The 17,670-nt window shown below is 66.5% G+C and carries 18 protein-coding genes; 8 read left to right on the plus strand and 10 right to left on the minus strand.

The window, feature by feature from the left end:
* The first annotated feature begins 31 nt into the window (after positions 1–31).
* Entirely contained in the window at positions 32–739 is a 708-nt protein-coding gene (locus BN972_RS20130) for a zf-HC2 domain-containing protein (protein WP_036361709.1), read from the plus strand.
* On the opposite strand, the gene BN972_RS20135 is transcribed toward BN972_RS20130, so the two are convergent.
* Positions 706–2,985 (minus strand): heavy metal translocating P-type ATPase, encoded by a 2,280-nt coding sequence (locus BN972_RS20135; protein ID WP_051545688.1) that lies wholly within the window; start codon positions 2,983–2,985, stop codon positions 706–708. The two genes, BN972_RS20130 and BN972_RS20135, sit on opposite strands and share 34 nt — an antisense overlap.
* Before the next feature lie 91 nt (positions 2,986–3,076).
* Here BN972_RS20135 and sigC point away from each other — a divergent pair, with 91 nt between their 5' ends.
* A complete protein-coding gene (gene sigC, locus BN972_RS20140; RefSeq protein WP_036361711.1) occupies positions 3,077–3,625 on the plus strand; it encodes an RNA polymerase sigma factor SigC in 549 nt (182 codons plus the stop codon).
* 15 nt (positions 3,626–3,640) lie between these two features.
* Here sigC and BN972_RS20145 read toward each other — a convergent pair whose 3' ends face one another.
* Complete coding sequence (locus BN972_RS20145; RefSeq protein WP_036361714.1) at positions 3,641–4,453, minus strand: SDR family NAD(P)-dependent oxidoreductase; 813 nt, start codon at positions 4,451–4,453, stop codon at positions 3,641–3,643.
* A gap of 72 nt (positions 4,454–4,525) precedes the next feature.
* The gene (locus tag BN972_RS20150) at positions 4,526–5,218 is read right to left on the minus strand and encodes an SDR family oxidoreductase (protein ID WP_036361718.1); all 693 of its coding nucleotides are present in this window, start codon (positions 5,216–5,218) and stop codon (positions 4,526–4,528) included.
* An 85-nt stretch (positions 5,219–5,303) separates the two neighbouring features.
* Here BN972_RS20150 and BN972_RS20155 point away from each other — a divergent pair, with 85 nt between their 5' ends.
* A complete protein-coding gene (locus BN972_RS20155; protein ID WP_235192526.1) occupies positions 5,304–5,888 on the plus strand; it encodes a CGNR zinc finger domain-containing protein in 585 nt (194 codons plus the stop codon).
* Positions 5,889–6,238: 350 nt separating this feature from the next.
* On the opposite strand, the gene BN972_RS20160 is transcribed toward BN972_RS20155, so the two are convergent.
* The 4 genes from BN972_RS20160 to BN972_RS20175 form a co-directional block, all read right to left on the minus strand.
* Positions 6,239–6,706, minus strand: coding sequence for a winged helix-turn-helix transcriptional regulator (locus BN972_RS20160; protein WP_036363490.1), 468 nt, complete (start codon positions 6,704–6,706; stop codon positions 6,239–6,241).
* 31 nt (positions 6,707–6,737) lie between these two features.
* The gene (locus BN972_RS20165) at positions 6,738–7,253 is read right to left on the minus strand and encodes a PaaI family thioesterase (RefSeq protein WP_036361721.1); all 516 of its coding nucleotides are present in this window, start codon (positions 7,251–7,253) and stop codon (positions 6,738–6,740) included.
* Positions 7,254–7,349: 96 nt separating this feature from the next.
* Positions 7,350–8,123 (minus strand): DUF2127 domain-containing protein, encoded by a 774-nt coding sequence (locus BN972_RS20170; RefSeq protein WP_036361724.1) that lies wholly within the window; start codon positions 8,121–8,123, stop codon positions 7,350–7,352.
* 75 nt (positions 8,124–8,198) lie between these two features.
* Entirely contained in the window at positions 8,199–9,605 is a 1,407-nt protein-coding gene (locus tag BN972_RS20175) for an MmgE/PrpD family protein (protein WP_036361727.1), read from the minus strand.
* Between the two features lie 169 nt (positions 9,606–9,774).
* On the opposite strand from BN972_RS20175, the gene BN972_RS20180 reads away from it, so the two are divergent.
* Entirely contained in the window at positions 9,775–10,194 is a 420-nt protein-coding gene (locus BN972_RS20180) for a DUF302 domain-containing protein (RefSeq protein WP_036361730.1), read from the plus strand.
* On the opposite strand, the gene BN972_RS20185 is transcribed toward BN972_RS20180, so the two are convergent.
* A complete protein-coding gene (locus BN972_RS20185) occupies positions 10,191–11,075 on the minus strand; it encodes a helix-turn-helix domain-containing protein (protein WP_051545689.1) in 885 nt (294 codons plus the stop codon). The two genes, BN972_RS20180 and BN972_RS20185, sit on opposite strands and share 4 nt — an antisense overlap.
* 60 nt (positions 11,076–11,135) lie before the next feature.
* On the opposite strand from BN972_RS20185, the gene BN972_RS20190 reads away from it, so the two are divergent.
* From BN972_RS20190 to BN972_RS20200, 3 genes are read left to right on the plus strand one after another with little or no spacing between them, the layout of a single operon-like run.
* Entirely contained in the window at positions 11,136–12,188 is a 1,053-nt protein-coding gene (locus BN972_RS20190; protein WP_036361733.1) for a zinc-binding dehydrogenase, read from the plus strand.
* The gene (locus tag BN972_RS20195; protein ID WP_036361738.1) at positions 12,185–12,601 is read left to right on the plus strand and encodes a nuclear transport factor 2 family protein; all 417 of its coding nucleotides are present in this window, start codon (positions 12,185–12,187) and stop codon (positions 12,599–12,601) included. Before BN972_RS20190 ends, BN972_RS20195 begins: the two co-directional genes overlap by 4 nt.
* Positions 12,601–13,419, plus strand: coding sequence for an SDR family NAD(P)-dependent oxidoreductase (locus BN972_RS20200; RefSeq protein ID WP_036361741.1), 819 nt, complete (start codon positions 12,601–12,603; stop codon positions 13,417–13,419). Before BN972_RS20195 ends, BN972_RS20200 begins: the two co-directional genes overlap by 1 nt.
* 4 nt (positions 13,420–13,423) lie before the next feature.
* Here the strand turns inward: BN972_RS20200 and BN972_RS20205 are convergent, their stop codons facing one another.
* Both BN972_RS20205 and BN972_RS20210 read right to left on the minus strand, forming a co-directional pair.
* Positions 13,424–13,840, minus strand: coding sequence for a hypothetical protein (locus BN972_RS20205; protein ID WP_036361744.1), 417 nt, complete (start codon positions 13,838–13,840; stop codon positions 13,424–13,426).
* 29 nt (positions 13,841–13,869) lie between these two features.
* Positions 13,870–14,475, minus strand: coding sequence for a class I SAM-dependent methyltransferase (locus tag BN972_RS20210; protein ID WP_036361747.1), 606 nt, complete (start codon positions 14,473–14,475; stop codon positions 13,870–13,872).
* Between the two features lie 62 nt (positions 14,476–14,537).
* Here BN972_RS20210 and BN972_RS20215 point away from each other — a divergent pair, with 62 nt between their 5' ends.
* Positions 14,538–17,669, plus strand: a complete 3,132-nt coding sequence (locus BN972_RS20215; protein ID WP_235192527.1) for an ATP-binding protein — start codon at positions 14,538–14,540, stop codon at positions 17,667–17,669.
* Position 17,670 lies beyond the last annotated feature (1 nt).

Raw genomic sequence — 17,670 nt, forward strand, 5'->3', positions numbered from 1 at the left:
CATCGGGCCCCACTTGCGCGACTATAGAGATATGGATTGTGAGGTGGCGCGCGAAGCGCTGTCGGCTCGGATCGACGGCGAGCGCGAGCCCGTGCCGTCGGCGCGGGTGGACGAACATCTCGCCGAATGCGGGGCGTGCCGGGACTGGTTCGACCAGGTGGCCGACCAAGCCGACCTGCTGCGCCGGCTGGTGCGGTCCCGGCCGGTGATCACGCCGGTGGGCCCGTTCGGGCCCGACGCCCCGGCGCCGGTGCGGGCACGGGCGAGTTGGCAGCGCTGGGCGTTGCTGGGTGTCGGACTGACCCAGTTGGCGCTGGCCGGCGCCCAGGGTCTCGGAGTGAGCGTCGGACTTCCCGACCACCACGGCGTTGCACCGGGCGGCCACCTGCTCAACGAGTCGACCTCGTGGTCGATAGCCCTCGCGGTCGTGATGATCGTCGCGGCCGTGTGGCCGCGGGCCGCGGCCGGTCTGGCCGCGGTGTCGGCGGCGTATGTCTTGGTGCTCGCGGTCTATGTGGTGATTGACTCACTGTCCGACGCCGTCACGGCCGCTCGGGTGCTGACTCACCTGCCGGTCGTGATCGGCGCAATATTGGCAACCATGGTGTGGCGAAGCGGCGACTCGCGCGGACCGACCCCGTCAAGCGCCGCATCGGAGCCCGATATCGTGTTGCCGCAGAACGCATCTCACGGGCGGCGGCGCGGTCACCTGTGGCCGACGGATGGTTCGGCCGCATAGCCGGGTGTTACCGTATCGCTTCGGTCGGCACCGAAGTTGCGCAGCCGCAGGCTGTTCGACACGACGAAGAACGACGAAAACGCCATCGCTGCGCCGGCGATCAACGGGTTGAGCAGCCCCGCAGCGGCGATCGGGATCGCGGCGATGTTGTAGCCGAACGCCCACGCCATATTGACCCTGATCGTGCGCATCGTCGCGGCGGCCAGGTCCAGCGCCAGCGGCACCACCTCGAGGTCATCGCGGACCAGGATGACGTCGGCAGCACCGATCGCCACATCGGTGCCGCGCCCGATGGCCATGCCGAGGTCGGCACATGCCAGTGCCGGCCCGTCGTTGATGCCGTCGCCGACCATGGCCACCACCCGGCCGCGTTCCCGCAGCTGCTCGATGACATCGACCTTGCCCTCAGGCAGGATGTCGGCGATCACCTCGTCGATCCCGACGCTCGCTGCCACCGCCGCCGCCGAGGCCGGGTTGTCACCGGTCAGCAGGACCGTCCGAAATCCCCGCTCGTGCAGCGCCGCAACGGCGCCCACCGCTGACTCCTTCACCGCGTCACCGACCGCGATGACGCCACACGTTCGGCCGTCGACCTCTACGAAAACCGCTGTGTCACCGCGGTATTCGGCATCGCGCCGGGCGGCTGCCAACGCCGGATCCCGCGGGGCGATCCAGGACGGCTTGCCGACCCGCACGGGTCGGCCGGCCACGGTGCCTGCGACGCCGCGACCCGGAACGGCACGGAAGTCGGCGAGCGACCGCCGGGACGCGGTGGCCGCTGCGATCGCAAGCCCGACGGCGTGCTCGGAGGCGGCTTCCACCGTCGCCGCCAACTCCAGCACCTCGTCGGCGTCCCAGCCGGGCGCAGCGGTGACGGCGCTGATGGTGAGTTGACCCGTCGTCAGGGTCCCGGTCTTGTCGAACACGACAGTGTCGACCGCGCGGGTGGCCTCCAGCGAATGATGGCCCTTGAGGAAGATGCCGAGTTGCGCACCGCGACCCGACGCGACCATCATCGCCGTCGGGGTCGCCAGACCAAGCGCACAGGGGCAGGCGATGACCAGAACGGCCAGCGCGGCCGAGAATGCCCGGTCGGCCCCGCCACCGGCGGCCAGCCAGGCCAGGGCGGTCAGCCCCGCGATGACGAAGACACACGGGACGAAGACCGCCGCAATCCGGTCCGCGAGTCGCTGGGCGTCGGCGCGCTGCGCCTGCGCCTGCTCCACCAGCCGGACCATGCCCGCGAATTGGGTGTCGGCACCGACCGCCGCCGCCTCCACGATCAGCCTGCCGTCGAGAACGACGGTTCCGCCGATCACGCTCGACCCGGGGTCCACCCGGACCGGTTTGGCCTCGCCGGTCATCGCGCTCATGTCGACCGCGGCTGACCCCTCCACGACCAGGCCGTCCGCGGCGATCGTCTGGCCCGGGCGCACCACGAAGCGCTGCTGTTCGCGCAGTTCGTCGGCCGGGATCACCATCTCGGAGCCGTCCGGCTCCAGGATGGCGACGCTTTTCGCGCTCAACGCGGCGAGGGCACGCAGGGCGCTGCCCGCCCTGGACTTCGCACGGGCCTCGAAGTACCGCCCTACCAGGACGAAGACCGTGACCCCGGCCGCCACCTCGAAATAGATGGCATCGCTGCCCAGCAGCGCCTGCCAAACCCCCCGGCGCTCGGTGGACGGAGGCGAGCCGAAGGCGGTGCGCAGCGACCAGATGGTCGCGGCGGTGATTCCCACCGAGATCAGCGTCTCCATCGATGCGCCACCGTGCATGGCATTTCGCAGCGCGACCCGGTGGAACGGCCACGCCGCCCATCCCACGACCGGCACGGCGAGCAGGGTCAGCAGCCAGGCCCAGCCAGTGAAGCGCGACTCGGGCATTACCGCGAACAGCACCGAGAAGTGGGCGAGCGGCACGAAGAACACCGCGGCGACGGCCAGCCGGGTGAACAGGTACCGGGCATGCTCGGCGTCGGGATCAGTGTCGTGTGCACTGCCGGCCTGGCGCGGTTCGGCCTGGTAACCGGCCCGCCGTACCGCTTCACACAGTTCCTCTGTGGTGGTTCCTTCGTCGGCTTCGATGGTCGCCGTCCGGGTGGCGAAGTTGACCGAGGCCCGAACCCCCGGCAGCTTGTTGAGCGTCGATTTGACCTTGTGCGCACAGGCCGCGCAGGACATGCCGCTGATTTCGAGCTGAACGAGCTCGGGACGCCCGGACTGCGCGTGGGTTACCGCGGTCGACATCCTGACTCCTCACCTCCCGTGACCATGTCTAGAGAACAGTCGTCGGAACTCGCTCATTAGTTCCGGCGGATATGGCCTAGTCTCTACAAACGTGGGTGACGACGAGGATCAAATTACTCACCTCGCCAAGTGTGCCGGACGAGGTGACCGGGCCGCCCTCACCCAATTCATCCAGGCCACCCAACGCGATGTTTGGCGGATGGTTGCTTATCTGGCCGACCCGGCAACTGCGGACGACCTCACCCAGGAGACATTCCTTCGAGCGATCGGCGCACTGCCCCGCTTCGCCGGACGCTCCAGCGCGCGCACCTGGCTGCTGTCCATAGCCCGTCGAGTGGTCGTCGACCAGATCCGGCACAACTCCAGCCGCCCCCGGACCACGCATGTGACGGATTTCGACGCCGCAGCCGGGGCCGCCCGTCGCGGCAGCCGGATCGAGAACATGGTGGAGGTCCGCCTGCTGATCGACGGACTGGACCCCCAGCGCCGTGAGGCGCTGGTCTTGACGCAGATCCTCGGCCTGTCCTATGCCGAGGCGGCCGAGATCAGCGGCTGCCCCGTCGGCACCGTGCGATCCCGGGTGGCGCGGGCCCGCGATGACCTGCTGCGCGCGGCCAACGAAAGCGACCGGACGGGCTAGAGCCGGCTAAGCAGTTCAGGCCAGGGCGCGTTTGACGCCCGGGTGGTTCCGGGCCAGGAACGGCAGCATCCATTCCGGCGGCGCCACCCGGAATAGCCCCGCGGAGATGCGGTTGGCCATTCCCGGGACGACGACCGCCTTGCCGGCCGCCAGTCCGTCAATTCCTGCCTGCGCCACCTGATCGACGGGAATCCACATCACCTTGGGCAAGGCGGATTCGGCTTCCTCCTTGGTGAACCCGGCCGCCTCGCCGAACCCGGTGTCCACCGGCCCCGGACACAGCGCCGTCACAGACACGCCGGTGCCCCGCAGTTCGCCGCGCAGGCTGTGCGAGTAGGACAGCACGAAGGCCTTGGCCGCACCGTAGGCCGCCTGCCCGGGCAGCGGGCCGAACGCCGCGACCGATGCCACGTTGAGGATTGCGCCGCGGTGCCGCTCGACCATACCCGGGAGGAACCTGCTGCACAGATCGACCACTGCGGCCACATCAACCTCGACGAGGTTGAGTTCGTCCTCCGGAACGGACTTGGCGACCACACCCAACGTGGACAGGCCTGCGTTGTTGATCAAGATGTCCGGCGTCAGGCCAAGTTCGCCGATCCGGTCCAGCAGGCCGGCTCGGGCCGCCCGGTCGGACAGGTCCGCGGGCAGTGGCCGGGCTTTGGGACCCAACCGTTCGGCGATCTCGGCCAGCCGGTCGGCGCTGCGCGCCACCAGCACCACCTGGTGGCCGCGCTGGGTCAGGATCCTGGCGAATTGTTCGCCGATGCCCGACGAGGCGCCGGTGACGACGGCAGCGCGATCATTTCCTGCTGGTGGGAGAGCCATGGCAGTGAACGTACTCGCACCTGGCCCGCCTCCGCGATGGTTGCGAGTCCCTGGGGGAGCAGGTGGCCGGCACTATCGGGCTTGCAGTGCCTCGACCGGTCCGGACAGGGACGCTTTGACCCGGCGGGTGAGCTCGTCGGCCAGCACCTCGGCGTCGCCGCGCTCAACCGCGTCGAGGATGTCGCGGGCGACTTGACGCGGGTCGTTCTTCGGCGCACGGACGTCGGCGATCATGTCGGTGTCGGTGAAGCCGAGGTGGACCCCGGTGACCAAGGTCCCTTGCTTTTCCAGCTCCACGCGCAGCGAATTGGTGACCGACCAGAAGGCCGCCTTGGAGGCGCCGTAGGCGCCGTAGCCACCCATCCAGGACAGTACGGAATGGATGTCCACTAGCGCGCCGCCGCCGTTCTGGGCCAGGATCGGCGCGAACACCCGGGCCACCCGAAGCGCACCGAACACGTTGGTCTCAAAGATCGCGCGGATCTCCTCGAAATCGTCGCCGAGCAGGCTGTGCCCGCCGGCGATACCAGCATTGTTGATCACGATCTGTGCGTCCGGCGCTGTTTTCGACAGTGCGGCAACGGAATCCGCATCGGTGACGTCGAGGGGCACGCTTATTACCCGCGGGTCGGTGCTGTCCTGCGGCACCCGGGCGGTCGCGTAAACCTTGGCCGCACCCCGCTCCAGCAGTTCGGCCACGATCGCCTTGCCGAGTCCGCGCTGGCCGCCGGTGACCACTGCCGTTGAACCCTTGATGCTGCGCATGATCGCCTCTTCCTGACGTAGGTGTTAAGCCTTTACCTCTGTCAGGTTAGTTGACCATGCTGACATAGACAAGTAGTCTTTAGTTATGTCTCGGTGGTATGCGTCACAGCGCTACGGGCTCGAGCCGGCGCCCGGCGGGCTGGGACTGGTGCAGGATTTCCTCAATACCTTGGGCATCGGTCACTACGGCGAGGACCTGCTGGCCGATCCCGCGTCGGCCAATCGCTGGACCGCGAAGGCGATTCAGACCTGGTCGGACCTGAGCGGCGTGGACGCCGAAGCGCCACTCTTGGACGAAGCAGATCTGGCCAAGCTCAGGATCCTCCGCACGACGATCGCCGGACTGGTCGCAGGCGAGCCGGTAGCCCCGGGCGGCGCGCCGGCCTCAGCGTCCTTCGCCGTCTCGGAGAGCGGCGACGTGCGGCTGGAACCGGTCGGCAACGGCTGGCGCTGGCTAGCCTCGGCGCTCTGGTCAGAGATCCTGCGCAGCCAACTCGTCGGTGACTGGCGCCGCATCAAGCGCTGCCGCAATCCACACTGCCCGTCAACGTTCTACGACAGGTCGAAGAACAACAGCGGCGTCTGGCACGACGTGAAGACGTGCGGAAACGCTGCAAACCTGCGGGCCTCCCGCGCGCGGCGTCGCGCCGCGGAAAGTAATTCTTCTTAAATCAGCAGCGCTCGAGGCCGCGTTGCATCAGGCGCGGCGCGCCCGCCGGCCGGGCTGATTCACATGCGCTCCGGTGGTGCACGTGCAACACATGGCAGGTACGCGGTCTGATGATGGGCACGGTGACTTCAGCGCCACCGTCTATCGAATCGGGCAAAACTGTCACGTCGTCTGGTCCTTTGTCTATGCGACTCTCGGCCACTGTTGATGTGCACAGTCCGGTCGCTCGGCCCATATCTACCCGAGCCGTGTACGAGCCAACCGCACGCACGGTTAACAACAGCAAAACGACATTGTGTATTCCGACACATCGCCACCGCCCGAGTCGAGCGGGTCACATGCCGAGGGCGTCAGCGCTTCGCGGTCCGGATGGCGGTGTCGGCGAGCGAAACCTCGTGGCCGGCGGCGCACCGGATTTCCGGCATGACCGCAGCGCCGCAACCGTCGTGAACCAGCTCACTCGCCGTCGACTCGCCCTGCAGCATCCTGCCGAATTCGATCAGACTGATCAGCACCGGGAACAGGCTGCGCCCGCGCTCGGTGAGCACGTACTCGTACCGGGTGCGCTGCCCGGCTTGTTGATACGGCTGCTTGTCCAGTAGCCCGGCATCCACGAGTTGCCGTAAGCGCTTGGCCGCGATCTGTTCGGTCACCCCGGCGCGACGGGCCAGGTCGTCGAAACGCCGTCCCCCGAAGAACGCCTCACGCAGCAACACCATCGCCGAATGCGTGCCGATCAGCTGCAGGGCCCGTTCCATCGGGCACCAGTCGGCCGCAATCCACCGGTCCCGGTCGGCGAGACTTCCCGCCAATTTCATCGCATCCACCGGACCCACCTCCCGCACCGGATCAGGTATTGAAAATCAGGCAGTTGCTGGTCGCCGACGCCAATAGCTTGCCGGTGCTGCTGGTCAATACCGCCTCGGCGAGTGCGGTCCGCCGACCGAGATGGATGACGGTGCCCGTGCACCGGACCGGGCCGGTATCGACGTTGATGGCGCCGATGAACCGCACCGCCAGGTCGAGGCTTGTGTAACCGACCCCGGCCGGCAGCTTGCTGTGCACCGCGCAGGCCGCGGCCGAATCCAGCAGCGTGCAGTACATGCCGCCGTGTACGGAACCGATCGGGTTGTAGTGGAACTCGGCCGGCGTCATGGTGAACACCGCGGTTCCCGGCGAAACGGATTCGAAGCGGGCACCGATGGTGCTCATGACGGGTGGGGCCGGTATCTCGCCGTCGACCATAGCCTGTAGGAACTCCAGACCGGTTCGGCCGCGGGCCGCCTCGGCAGCGCCCAGCGGGTCGGCCCACTCGATGGTGCGCGTTCGCGCGGCAGCCCTTGTGTCGCAGATACTTTCACTCATGAGCCAGGCCTTTCGCGGTACGCCGATACCGCAATATTGGTAGCTGGCTAAACTAAAGTCAAGCCAGCTACCTATCGCCTACGTCACACAGCGCCGTCAGGCGGCCGTCATGGCGGCACGTTCGAGGTCGAGTAACTGCTCACCGTGCAGTTCCTCGTCGTAAGCTTTGCGGCCGCCTCGGGCTCCGAAGAGGCGCTTGGAAATCACCAGGTAGAGCACCGCGGCGATGTTGATGGTCAAGGTGACGACCCGGGTCGTGGTGACGCCCTTGAGCAGGTCGTGAATTTCCAGCGGCAGGAACACCGAGGTAGCCACCACCGCGAAGTACTCACCCCATCGCTTCAGCAGCCACAGGCCGACGCCCTCAACCACCTGCAGTACCGCGTAGGCAGCCAGCAGGCAGGTGATCAACGCCAGGGTGGATGGCTTTGCCGCCAAGGCCTTTTCCAACTCATGGATTGCCGACATCTGGTCCACCTTGAATCCGGCGGCGCGGAATATCGGCAGGTCGCGGTCCAGGGTGGCCTGGATGGCGCCGCGGGAACCACGGAACGTCCAGACGGCCCAGGCGGCGAGGCCGAGTATCACGGCTCGCCCGAGCCGTTCGACCGCCAGCGCCCGGATGATGATGGCCTGCCGCAACGCCTTGCCACGCATGATCAGCGGCGCGTCTTCCGGACGCCCGCGGCCATGCGGTTCGCCCAGGGCAAAGTCACCGCACCGCAGACAGCGCCATACCTCCCCGAGCTTGGTGTCCGCCCTGAGCCGGTCGGCCAGCGCCTCGTCGTCGGGTGCGTAGGTGGCGTGGCCGGCGACGGCGCAGGTGACCAATTCCCACCGGTTGACGGCGCGGTTCTTGTTCTTGGCCACGTGCGCTCCTTTAGGCGGATTTGACGCCGATCATCAACGCCAGCAGCAAACCACGCAAGGGGACGCGCGCGGGCATCAGAATCTGACCGCGCTACGGGGCCGTACGGCCGCCGGGCTGACCCTGCCCAGCAATCCTGTCAGTTCGGTGACGGGTATTTCGTCGAGGCGTTCGACCGCCTCGATGATTTCGCCGCGCAAGCCACGGTCGCAGCAAGGTTCGGCGAGCCAGTGAAACTTCTCGACGACCCGGTCCCACGACAGGGGTTGAGTCGGTGATCCTTCATAGTCGGCCTGCTGGTGGTTGAGTTCTCGCCCATCGTGCGTCGCCACGGACACCCGTACACCGGTGCGCTCCGGATAGTCAGCAGTGAGGTCGGCAGCCGGCACGACGGCAATCCGGGTCAGCAAGTTCTGCACGTCGTCGCGCCGGACTCGTTCGGTCTCAAGCTGTTCGGGCCCCACGCCACCGTCGAGCAAGGCGACCGCGCCGAGGTACTTCAGGTTGTAGTCGGCCTGTTCCTTGGTCCACGGACGGTCCTTGTCGCCATATGCACCGCCCCCGGCGATGTCGTAGGCGCTCTGAATCACTTCCAGGGTGACCGCCGCGACATCATCACCGCGTAGCTGGTGAGCGGCGCGAATCGACAGCAGCGCGTCGATGATCACCTGCCCATGGATCAGGGCGCAGTACTGCTTCAAGTAGGTCCGCTCGACTGCGGTCAGCCGCCGGTTACCGGAGTCGAAATCGATTGCTTGATCGAAGAGTTGGGCTAATCCGTGCGGACCGTCGATCAGCGTGCGTGGGCCGGTGATGCCCCGGCCGGCCAAGATGGTCGCGTAGACCGCACGCATGCCGGTCATCGCGGGCGAGATGCCCTTCCAGTGAGACACCGGTTCGGCATGCACGGCCGCCAGCGAGACATTGTCGGCCGCCGAGGCGGCGATGGCGTCGGCCGTCTGGCTCTCGTCGAGTCCGAGCAACTTGGCTGATCCCGCCGCTGCCGATATCGCCAGTTGCAGCGCATGATTGAGCCCGCGAGCCATGACCGGCACCTGAGCACTGAAGCGGCACTGAACTTCATAGGCCACCGCGAGAGACAGCAGAAACTCGTTTCCAGTGGCGTCGACGTGTTCGGCCACAGCGAGAACCGCACCGAAATTGTCCGCGGGGTGACACAGCCCGCCCAGGGTCAGATAGGTGTCGAGCAAGTCGGGGTAGCGCACCAGCACCGCATTGAAGAACGCGGCCTGGTCGACCGATGCCCGGCCGCCGCCAACCAGGGTGGTGGTGGGTCGGCCGCTGAATTCCTCCGCCTGGGCGCGGATCGCGGGGATGAGTCCGCCGCCCAGCGCACCGACCGCACAGGCGATGCTGTCGAGCACGTTGCGCTTGAGGGCCGCTCTCGACTGCCCCGCCAAGTCGGGATGATCGGCGCCGGTGACAAACGCAGCAAGATCGTCGAGGACATACTCTTGCGCCATATCTGGTCACCCTCCGATCGCCGCTACCGGAAAACGGTAACGACGCGGGGTACGGAACTATTTCCCTGGACCGGGGGACTCTGGTGCGGGGCGAGCGTCGGTACCCCAGGAGTAAACTCAGCATCAGCGCAACGGCGCGGTGCTTCGCGTCCGAAGGGATTGGTACGCAATGAGTTTGCACACTGAAGGTCTCGCCACCACACTGCATGCCGGGTTCGACGATGCGGTTGACCAGACCACCGCGGCGCTTGCCGCACAGGGTTTCGGAGTGCTCACCCGCATCGACGTGAAGGCGACGCTGAAGCAGAAGATCGGCGAAGACATGGAGGATTACCTGATCCTGGGCGCCTGCAACCCGTCGCTCGCGCACCGCGCCCTCGTCGTGGACCGCCAGATCGGTCAGTTGCTGCCCTGCAATGTCGTCCTGCGTTCCGATCCGTCGGCCGGGCAGGACGCAGTAATCGTCGAGGCGATGGATCCGCAACTCATGGTCAGGGTCATGGACGAACCGGGCCTGCAGGACGTTGCCGACGATGCGTCCACGAAACTGCGCGCCGCCATCGCCGAACTGAGCCGGGCAGCAGGCTAGCCACTGGACACGAGCCTCGTCTCCTTGACCAAACGCTGACCGATCGACCGGATCTGGCGCGCGGTCAGAGCGCAAAGCGGGTGCACCCCAAGGATCAGGGCGACTTCCCCGCGGTGATTGAAGACAGGCGCCGAAATGGTGACCACGGGTTGTTTGACTCGACCGGCATCGTCGTCGAAAAATGCGCCGCTCGAAGTGAATTCGACCATCAGCTGATCCAGGATCTGCCGGACCGTGGCCGGGATTCCGTCGCTTTCCAGCGCACCCATCACCGCCTGTGCCAGCGCCGGCGTGGTGCAGTCGACATCGAAACCCCGCTCGCGGGTTCTGGCCAGCACACCTTCCAACCGCCGGCAGCGGTCCACATCGATACCCGCGCCTCGCCGAATCCATTCCCGTTGCCCGTCGGCCGTATCCCATGCGGCGTAGGCGACGCCGAACGGTGGCGCATAGGGGATGCGGTCCCCGGGCAGCCCGGAGGGCTCGGTGGCGCCCTTTCCCTCAAACGCGGTGATAACCAGGGAGTCCTCGAACCGCTCGACCACCGAACCGGCGTAGCCGACCGCTTCGGATATCCGCAGAGCCGCGGCACGGGCGGCGTGGGCGAGTGGCCGCGCGGTGTCGGTCCGCGCCGCCACCAAAGCGAGCGCCGGGCCGAGGGCGAAAGTTTTGGCGACGGGATCTCGACTCGCCCAGCCGCGGTCACACAGCGTCTTGAGGATCGCATGCGCGGTCGCCTGGGTCAGCCCCAGTTCACGCACCACGTCCGAGAAACGCAACTGGGTGCCGCCGCAGCGGGCAAGCAACTCGATGACGTCGAGGACCCGGGCGGTCGGTGCCGATGTCGCTCCGCGGATGGGTTGACTCCTTCGTGCCGCCATTCCATAGTGATTCCGAGGATTAGAAATCCTATCTCAATTATTCGAGAAATTGAGGCCAGAGTGCGCGCAGTCATATTGCGGGACGACAAGGTGCAAGTTGGCGACACACCGGACCCCGAACCCGGGGCGGGCGAATTGTTGCTGCGGACACTCAGCACTGCCATCTGCGCATCGGACGTGCATTTCATGGATCACCCCGAGCTGGCAATCGACGATCCGACCGGGCGCTCGCTGTACGACCCGAACCGCGACATCGTGCTCGGCCACGAATTCGTCGGCGAGGTCGTCGGTTTCGGCCCCGGTTGCTCGGACCAGTTCAGCGTCGGGTCGCGCGTGACCGCAATGCCGGTGCGACTGGTGGACGGTGGCGCTGGCGGGATGCGGATCATCGGCCAACATCCCGAGGCGCAGGGCAGCTTCGCCGAACTGTTGGTGGTTTCGGAAGCAGCCACCCAAGCGGTGTCTTCCGGCGTCTCCTCCGATGCCATCGCACTGACTGATGCGTTCGCGGTCGGGGAGTTCTATGTGCGCTCGGCCCGGCTTGCACCAGGTGAGGTTCCGATCGTCATCGGCGCGGGCGCGATCGGACTCTCCGCGGTCGCCGCCTTGGCCAGCCGGGGCATCGAGCCGATCGTCGTCGCGGACTTCAAGGCCGAGCGTCGCGCACTGGCCCGGGACTTCTTCGGCGCCCACATCGACGTGGACCCAGCCGAAGCGTCGGCGTTCGATGCATTCCGGCAGGTCCGCGTCCAGCGCGGTTTGCCCGGTCCCGCAGTGGTTTTCGAATGCGTCGGTGCTGCCGGGCTGATCCAGGAGCTCGTCGAGTCCGCTGAATTCGGCACCCGCATCTACTGCGCCGGCGGCTGGTACAGCGGTGACACGCTCGACATCACGACGGCGACCCGCCAGGGCGTCACCATCCAGTTCGGCGGCGGGCCACACCCACAGGACTGGTACGGCACACTCGAAGCGATCGCCTCGGGACGACTCGACCCATTGCCCAGCGTGGGCAAGATCATCAGCCTCGACGAGGTGCCCGAGGCGCTCGAACTCGCACGCCGATCCGACGGTCCGCCGCGAATCATCGTCCACCCCAACGGAGAATCGACATGACCGACCGCGAAGACCGGCAAGACATCTCCGACCTGCTGGTGCGCTATGCCACCGGAATCGACCGGCGTGATTGGCCGTTGTTCCGCACCGTGTTCACCGACGACTGCGAACTGGACTACGGCGAGATCGGTGCGTGGCGAGGCGTCGACGCGGTCACGGAATTCATGCAGCTGGCCCACGCGATGGCCGGGCACACACTGCACCGGCTGAGCAATATCGCGATCACTCTCGACGGCGACCGCGCGCTGGCCCGCACCTACATCGACGGGCTGATTATGGCGGCCGACAACAGCGGCGGCGTGAATGCCGCCGGTTTCTACGACGACGACATCGTCCGCACCAGCGCAGGATGGCGAATCGCCAAGCGCCGGTTCACTTCGGTGCGCGTCGTCGCCGTCGGGCAGGAGGTTTAGTGACCTTCGCTTCCAAATACGGACCGTGGGCACTGGTTGCCGGCGCCTCCGATGGCGTGGGGGCGGCGTTCGCGCACGGACTTGCCAGACGCGGCGTCAATGTCGTCCTGCTCGCACGCCGGCAATCCATGCTTGATCAGGTTGCCGCCGAGATAAGGGCTACGACATCGGCCGAAACACTGACCCTGGCAATAGATCTCGCGCATCCGGGAGCGGTGGAGAACATCACCACGGCCACCGCTGCTCTGGAGATCGGCTTTCTGGTCTACTGTGCCGGAGGGGATCCGAATTTCAAGCCGTTCCTGGCCACTCCGGTCGAAGCCGCGCAGGCGATGGTGCAACGCAACTGCATGGTGCCGGTACAACTGAGTCACCACTTCGCGCCGCCGATGGTCCAGCGCGGACGTGGCGGCATCGTCATCTTCGGGTCGGGCGCCGGGTTCGTCGGCGGCCCGAACATGGTCGCGTATGCCGCCTCCAAGGCCTTCGACATGGTGTTCGCCGAGGCGTTGTGGGCCGAACTACACGACAGGGGCATAGACGTGCTGGGCTTGATCCTCGGCAAGACCAATACCCCGGCCCTGCGTGAACTGGAATACAGCCGCGGGCAGATCGCTTCGCCCGAGGATGTTCCGGCGGGCGCGGTGGCCGTCGACGATGTCATCGCCGAGGCGTTCGAGAATCTGACCAACGGACCGACCTGGATTGTGGGCGAAGACATGCGCGCCGCGATGCAGATGCTTGGCTCGTTGAGCCGCAACCAGGCCGTCGAACTGATCAGCCAGGCCAGCGCGGCGGCCATGGGTTCCGACGACTAACCAGTTACGACGGCCGGCTCTCGTGGCCGGGCCGTCCGGCGGTGCGGCGCTCCTCCTTCATCCGGGCTTCCAGCACGTGTCGCACGCCGCCCTGCAGTTCCTCACGTACGCGGCGCTCATGCTCGCGGAACGGTAACCAGTAGTTGTCGTCGAATTCCTCGATGACCTGGAAGGTCCACCGGCCGTACAGCACGTTGCGACCGACCATCTCCGTCTGCAGGCGATCAGCGATGCTGTCGTGCCCGGCTTCGCGCAGCTTGTCGCACGCCTGGCCAAGCAGCAGGTCGGCGTGGCCCATCAACTGGTGGAACGAATACAACTGCCCGCGGGCGCGTTCGACATACTCCAACGCCTCGGAGAGCTCACCGACCGCCTCGACCGTCGCGTCGTCGAGGTTCGGGCACTGCTTTGATTCGGTCATGACGTCCGTATGCCCTGGTTCGGCAGGCTTTACGCCTCGTCTACGCCCGGCGCTCGCCAGGTGATCAGCACCCGCCCGTACCACAGGCGACGAATACGCGCGTCGGGCAGCACCGCACGCACGTGGCCGCGCAGCTGCGAAAGTGTGTCCGGCGGTGGCCATTTGATCGGTGCGGTGTGCTCCCACTTCCCTTTCACCCGATTGACGACGACACATGCCGTTGCAGTAGCCAGGTGCCACCACGCCGCCCGTATCGAGAATCTGACGAAGGTCACCACCGCGAGCGTGCCGCCTGGTGTGACCAGGCCGGCGAGGCGCGCCAGCGCGGCCCGGGTGTCATCGATGTGGTGCAGGGCGGCGTTTGAAACGACGGCATCGAAGCGGGGCAACTCGGCAGTCATGACGTCGCCGTGCATCCACCGAATCCCGGCGTCCGGGAACCGGGTCCGCGCTCGTTGCAGCACCGGCGCGTCCACGTCGATGGCGGTCACGTGCGGGATCCGGCGCGCGAGCCGGGCCGCCAGGAAGCCATCCCCGCATCCGACGTCGAGCACATTGACGGCGCCGCTTCCGACCAGCGCATCGACGAGGGCGTTGTAATGGATGTTGATGTTCCACGGTTGATCGCCCGGCACTTCATCCAAAATAGCGATAGAGCCCTTATTCTTCGAATGTGGTAACGGCAGGATCTGCCTGCGTGACCTGCGGTACGGCCCTGCGGCCCACCGCCAAATTCTGCGACGAATGTGGATCTGCCTGCGCGTTCGCCGCACCGGCGGCGGAATACAAACAGGTGACGGTGCTGTTCGCCGACGTCGTGCGTTCGATGGACATCGCCGCGGCAGTGGGAGCGGAACGGCTGCGTGAGATCATGGCCGATCTCGTGACGACCGCGGCAGCGGTGGTGCAGCGGTACGGAGGGACGGTGGACAAGTTCACCGGCGACGGCATCATGGCGGTGTTCGGGGCACCGGTCACGATGGAGGACCACGCATTTCGTGGATGTCTTGCGGCCCTGGGAATCCAAGGTGAAGCACACCGGTTGGCGCGGGAGGTCGCGGACCGGCACGGCATTGACCTGCGGTTGCGGGTAGGCCTGAATTCCGGCCAGGTCGTCGCCGGCGAAATCGGCAACGCCGCTTTGGGTTACACCACGATCGGCGAGCAGGTCGGGATGGCGCAACGGATGGAATCGGCCGCGCCGGCGGGTGGGGTGATGCTCAGTGAATCGACGGCGCGTCTCGTCGAGAACGCCACTACGCTGGGCGAACCGGAGCTGGTGTCCATCAAGGGCGCCGTCGCCCCGGTACCGGCGCGCCGTCTGATCGCCGCAACCCGCGCTCACCGGCGGCGCAGCGATCTTCCGCTGATCGGGCGGGTCTGGGAATTGAACACCCTCAACGGAATTCTCGACGAGGCCATCGCCGGCGCGGGATGTGTCATCGGTGTGCTGGGAGCTCCGGGTATCGGTAAGAGCCGCATCGTGCGCGAAGCGTCCGCGCTGGCATCCACTCGTGACGTGTCGGTGTTCACCACCTACTGCGAATCCCACACCAGTGATATCCCTTTTCACGCGGTGACGGGTCTGTTGCGCTCCGCACTCGGGGTCGAGGGTCTTGATGATGAGACCGCACGAACGCGGGTCCGGGTGCGGTTTGAGCAGGCTGACCCCGAGGACCTGTTGCTGCTGGACGATCTGCTCGGAATCGCCGATCCGGGTAGTCAATTGCCGAGCATCGAGGCCGACGCGCGCCGGCGGCGATTGACGGCCTTGGTCAACTCCGCCTCGCTGGCGCGGCGCGAGCCGGCGATCTATGTGATTGAGGACGCGCACTGGATTGACGAGGTGAGCGAGTCGATGCTGGCCGCCTTCCTCAGCGTCATCCCGCAGACGCCATCGATGGTGCTGATCACTTATCGACCGGAATACCGAGGCCCGCTGTCGACGATTCCAGGCACCCAGACCATCGCGCTGCGGCCACTGAACGCAGCCCAGGCCACGGCGCTGATCGGTGCGGCGCTCGGCACGGACTCCTCCGTGCGTGGGTTAACGGAGGTGATCGCCGAACGCGCCTCCGGTAACCCGTTTTTCGCCGAGGAGATCGTGCGAGATCTGTCCGAACGCAAGATCATCCGCGGTGAACCTGGTTCGTACCTGCTCCAGGCGGAGGTGACGGACATCAGCGTGCCGGCAACGCTGCAGACGGTGATCGCTGCCCGTCTGGACCGTCTCAGTCCGGCCGCCAAGCGGACGGTAAGCGCCGCGGCCGTGATCGGTTCGAGGTTCCGGCCAAAGTTGTTGGACGCCTTAGGAATCGACCCCGTCTTCGAGGAACTTCTGGCCGCGGAGCTGATCGACCGGATCGCGTTCACCCCCGACACCGAATATGCGTTTCGCCATCCCCTGATTCGCGCGGTGGCCTATGAGTCTCAGCTGAAGTCGGATCGCTGCGATCTGCATCGGCGGCTTGCCAACGCAATCGAACAAAGCGGCTCGCCCGACGAGAGTGCTGTTCTTATCGCCGAGCATTTCAGGGCGGCCGGAGATCTGCACCCCGCGTTCGCCTGGCACATGCGCGCCGGCAGCTGGCTGACCCACCGCGACCTCGCCGCGGCGCGTGCCAGTTGGCAGCATGCGCGTAGCGTCGCCGACCGGTTGCCGGAGGCCGACCCGCAACGCGTCTCCATGCGGATAGCGCCACGAACGCTGTTGTGCGCCACCGCCTGGCTGAGCGGTGGCAGTGCGGCCGAGACCGGGTTCGACGAACTGCGCGAACTCACCAGCGCCGCGGGCGACAAGGTGTCGCTGGCCATAGGCATGGCCGGGTGGATATCGACCCTGACGGTGCACGCGAAATTCCGCGACGCCGTCCGCTGGGCGTCCGAACTCGTCGACCTGCTGGATTCGATCGGAGATCCACAGTTGACCGTGGGGCTGCTTTATGCCGCGTACACCGCCAAGCTTCAGTGCAACGAGGCAGCTGAATGCCTGCGGCTGTGCCAACGGGTGATCGACCTGGCTGGAGATAACCCCACCATGGGCAATCTGGTCCTGGGCTCCCCGCTGGCCGGCGCCATCATGCTGCGCGGCTGCGCGCGCTGCAGCCTCGGTGACGGCCGCTGGCGAAACGACGTTGCGCAGGCCAGCGCGATGGCCGGCGCGTTCGACGTGACATTGCGTGCGGTACTGCTGGTGTTCAAGTACTCCCTCACCCTCAATGGGCCGTGGCTGCCCGGCGATGAGGCCTTGCCGGAGACCGCCGCTGTGCTGGAGTTGGCGGAGCGAGCCGGCGATGATTTCACACTCAGTTGTGCCCGATACGTACGCGGCGTGACATTGCTAACGCATGGCGGCCCGCACCGTGACGAAGGCATGAAGTTGCTGGCGTTGGCGCGCGAAGCCGCTGTGCGCGAGCGCTTCACCATGGCGCTGATCGGGTTCATCGATATCCATCTCGTCAACGACAAGATCCGCATGGGCGAACTCGACGACGCCATCGCGCTCGCTCGTCCCGCTGTTGCGGGGGACTACCTCGCCGAAGGAACGACGATGCGCGCGGCGGCCGTCGCGGCGCTGGTGGAAGCACTATTGAACAGGTGTGAGCCCAACGATATTCACGAAGCGCAGGTGGCCGTCGAACGGCTGGAGGCAGTGCCCACTGAGCCTGGATTCGTCCTCAACGCGATTTGGCTCCTCCGGATGCGGGCGCTGCTCGCGTCCGCGCTCGACGACACAGCCGCGTATCACGACTACCGGGATCGCTATCGTGCAATGGCGAATTCGCTGGGTTTTGAAGGGCATGTGGCGTGGGCGAGGGAGATGGCGTGAC

The organism is Mycobacterium asiaticum DSM 44297, from assembly GCF_000613245.1.
Taxonomy (GTDB): Bacteria; Actinomycetota; Actinomycetes; order Mycobacteriales; family Mycobacteriaceae; genus Mycobacterium; species Mycobacterium asiaticum.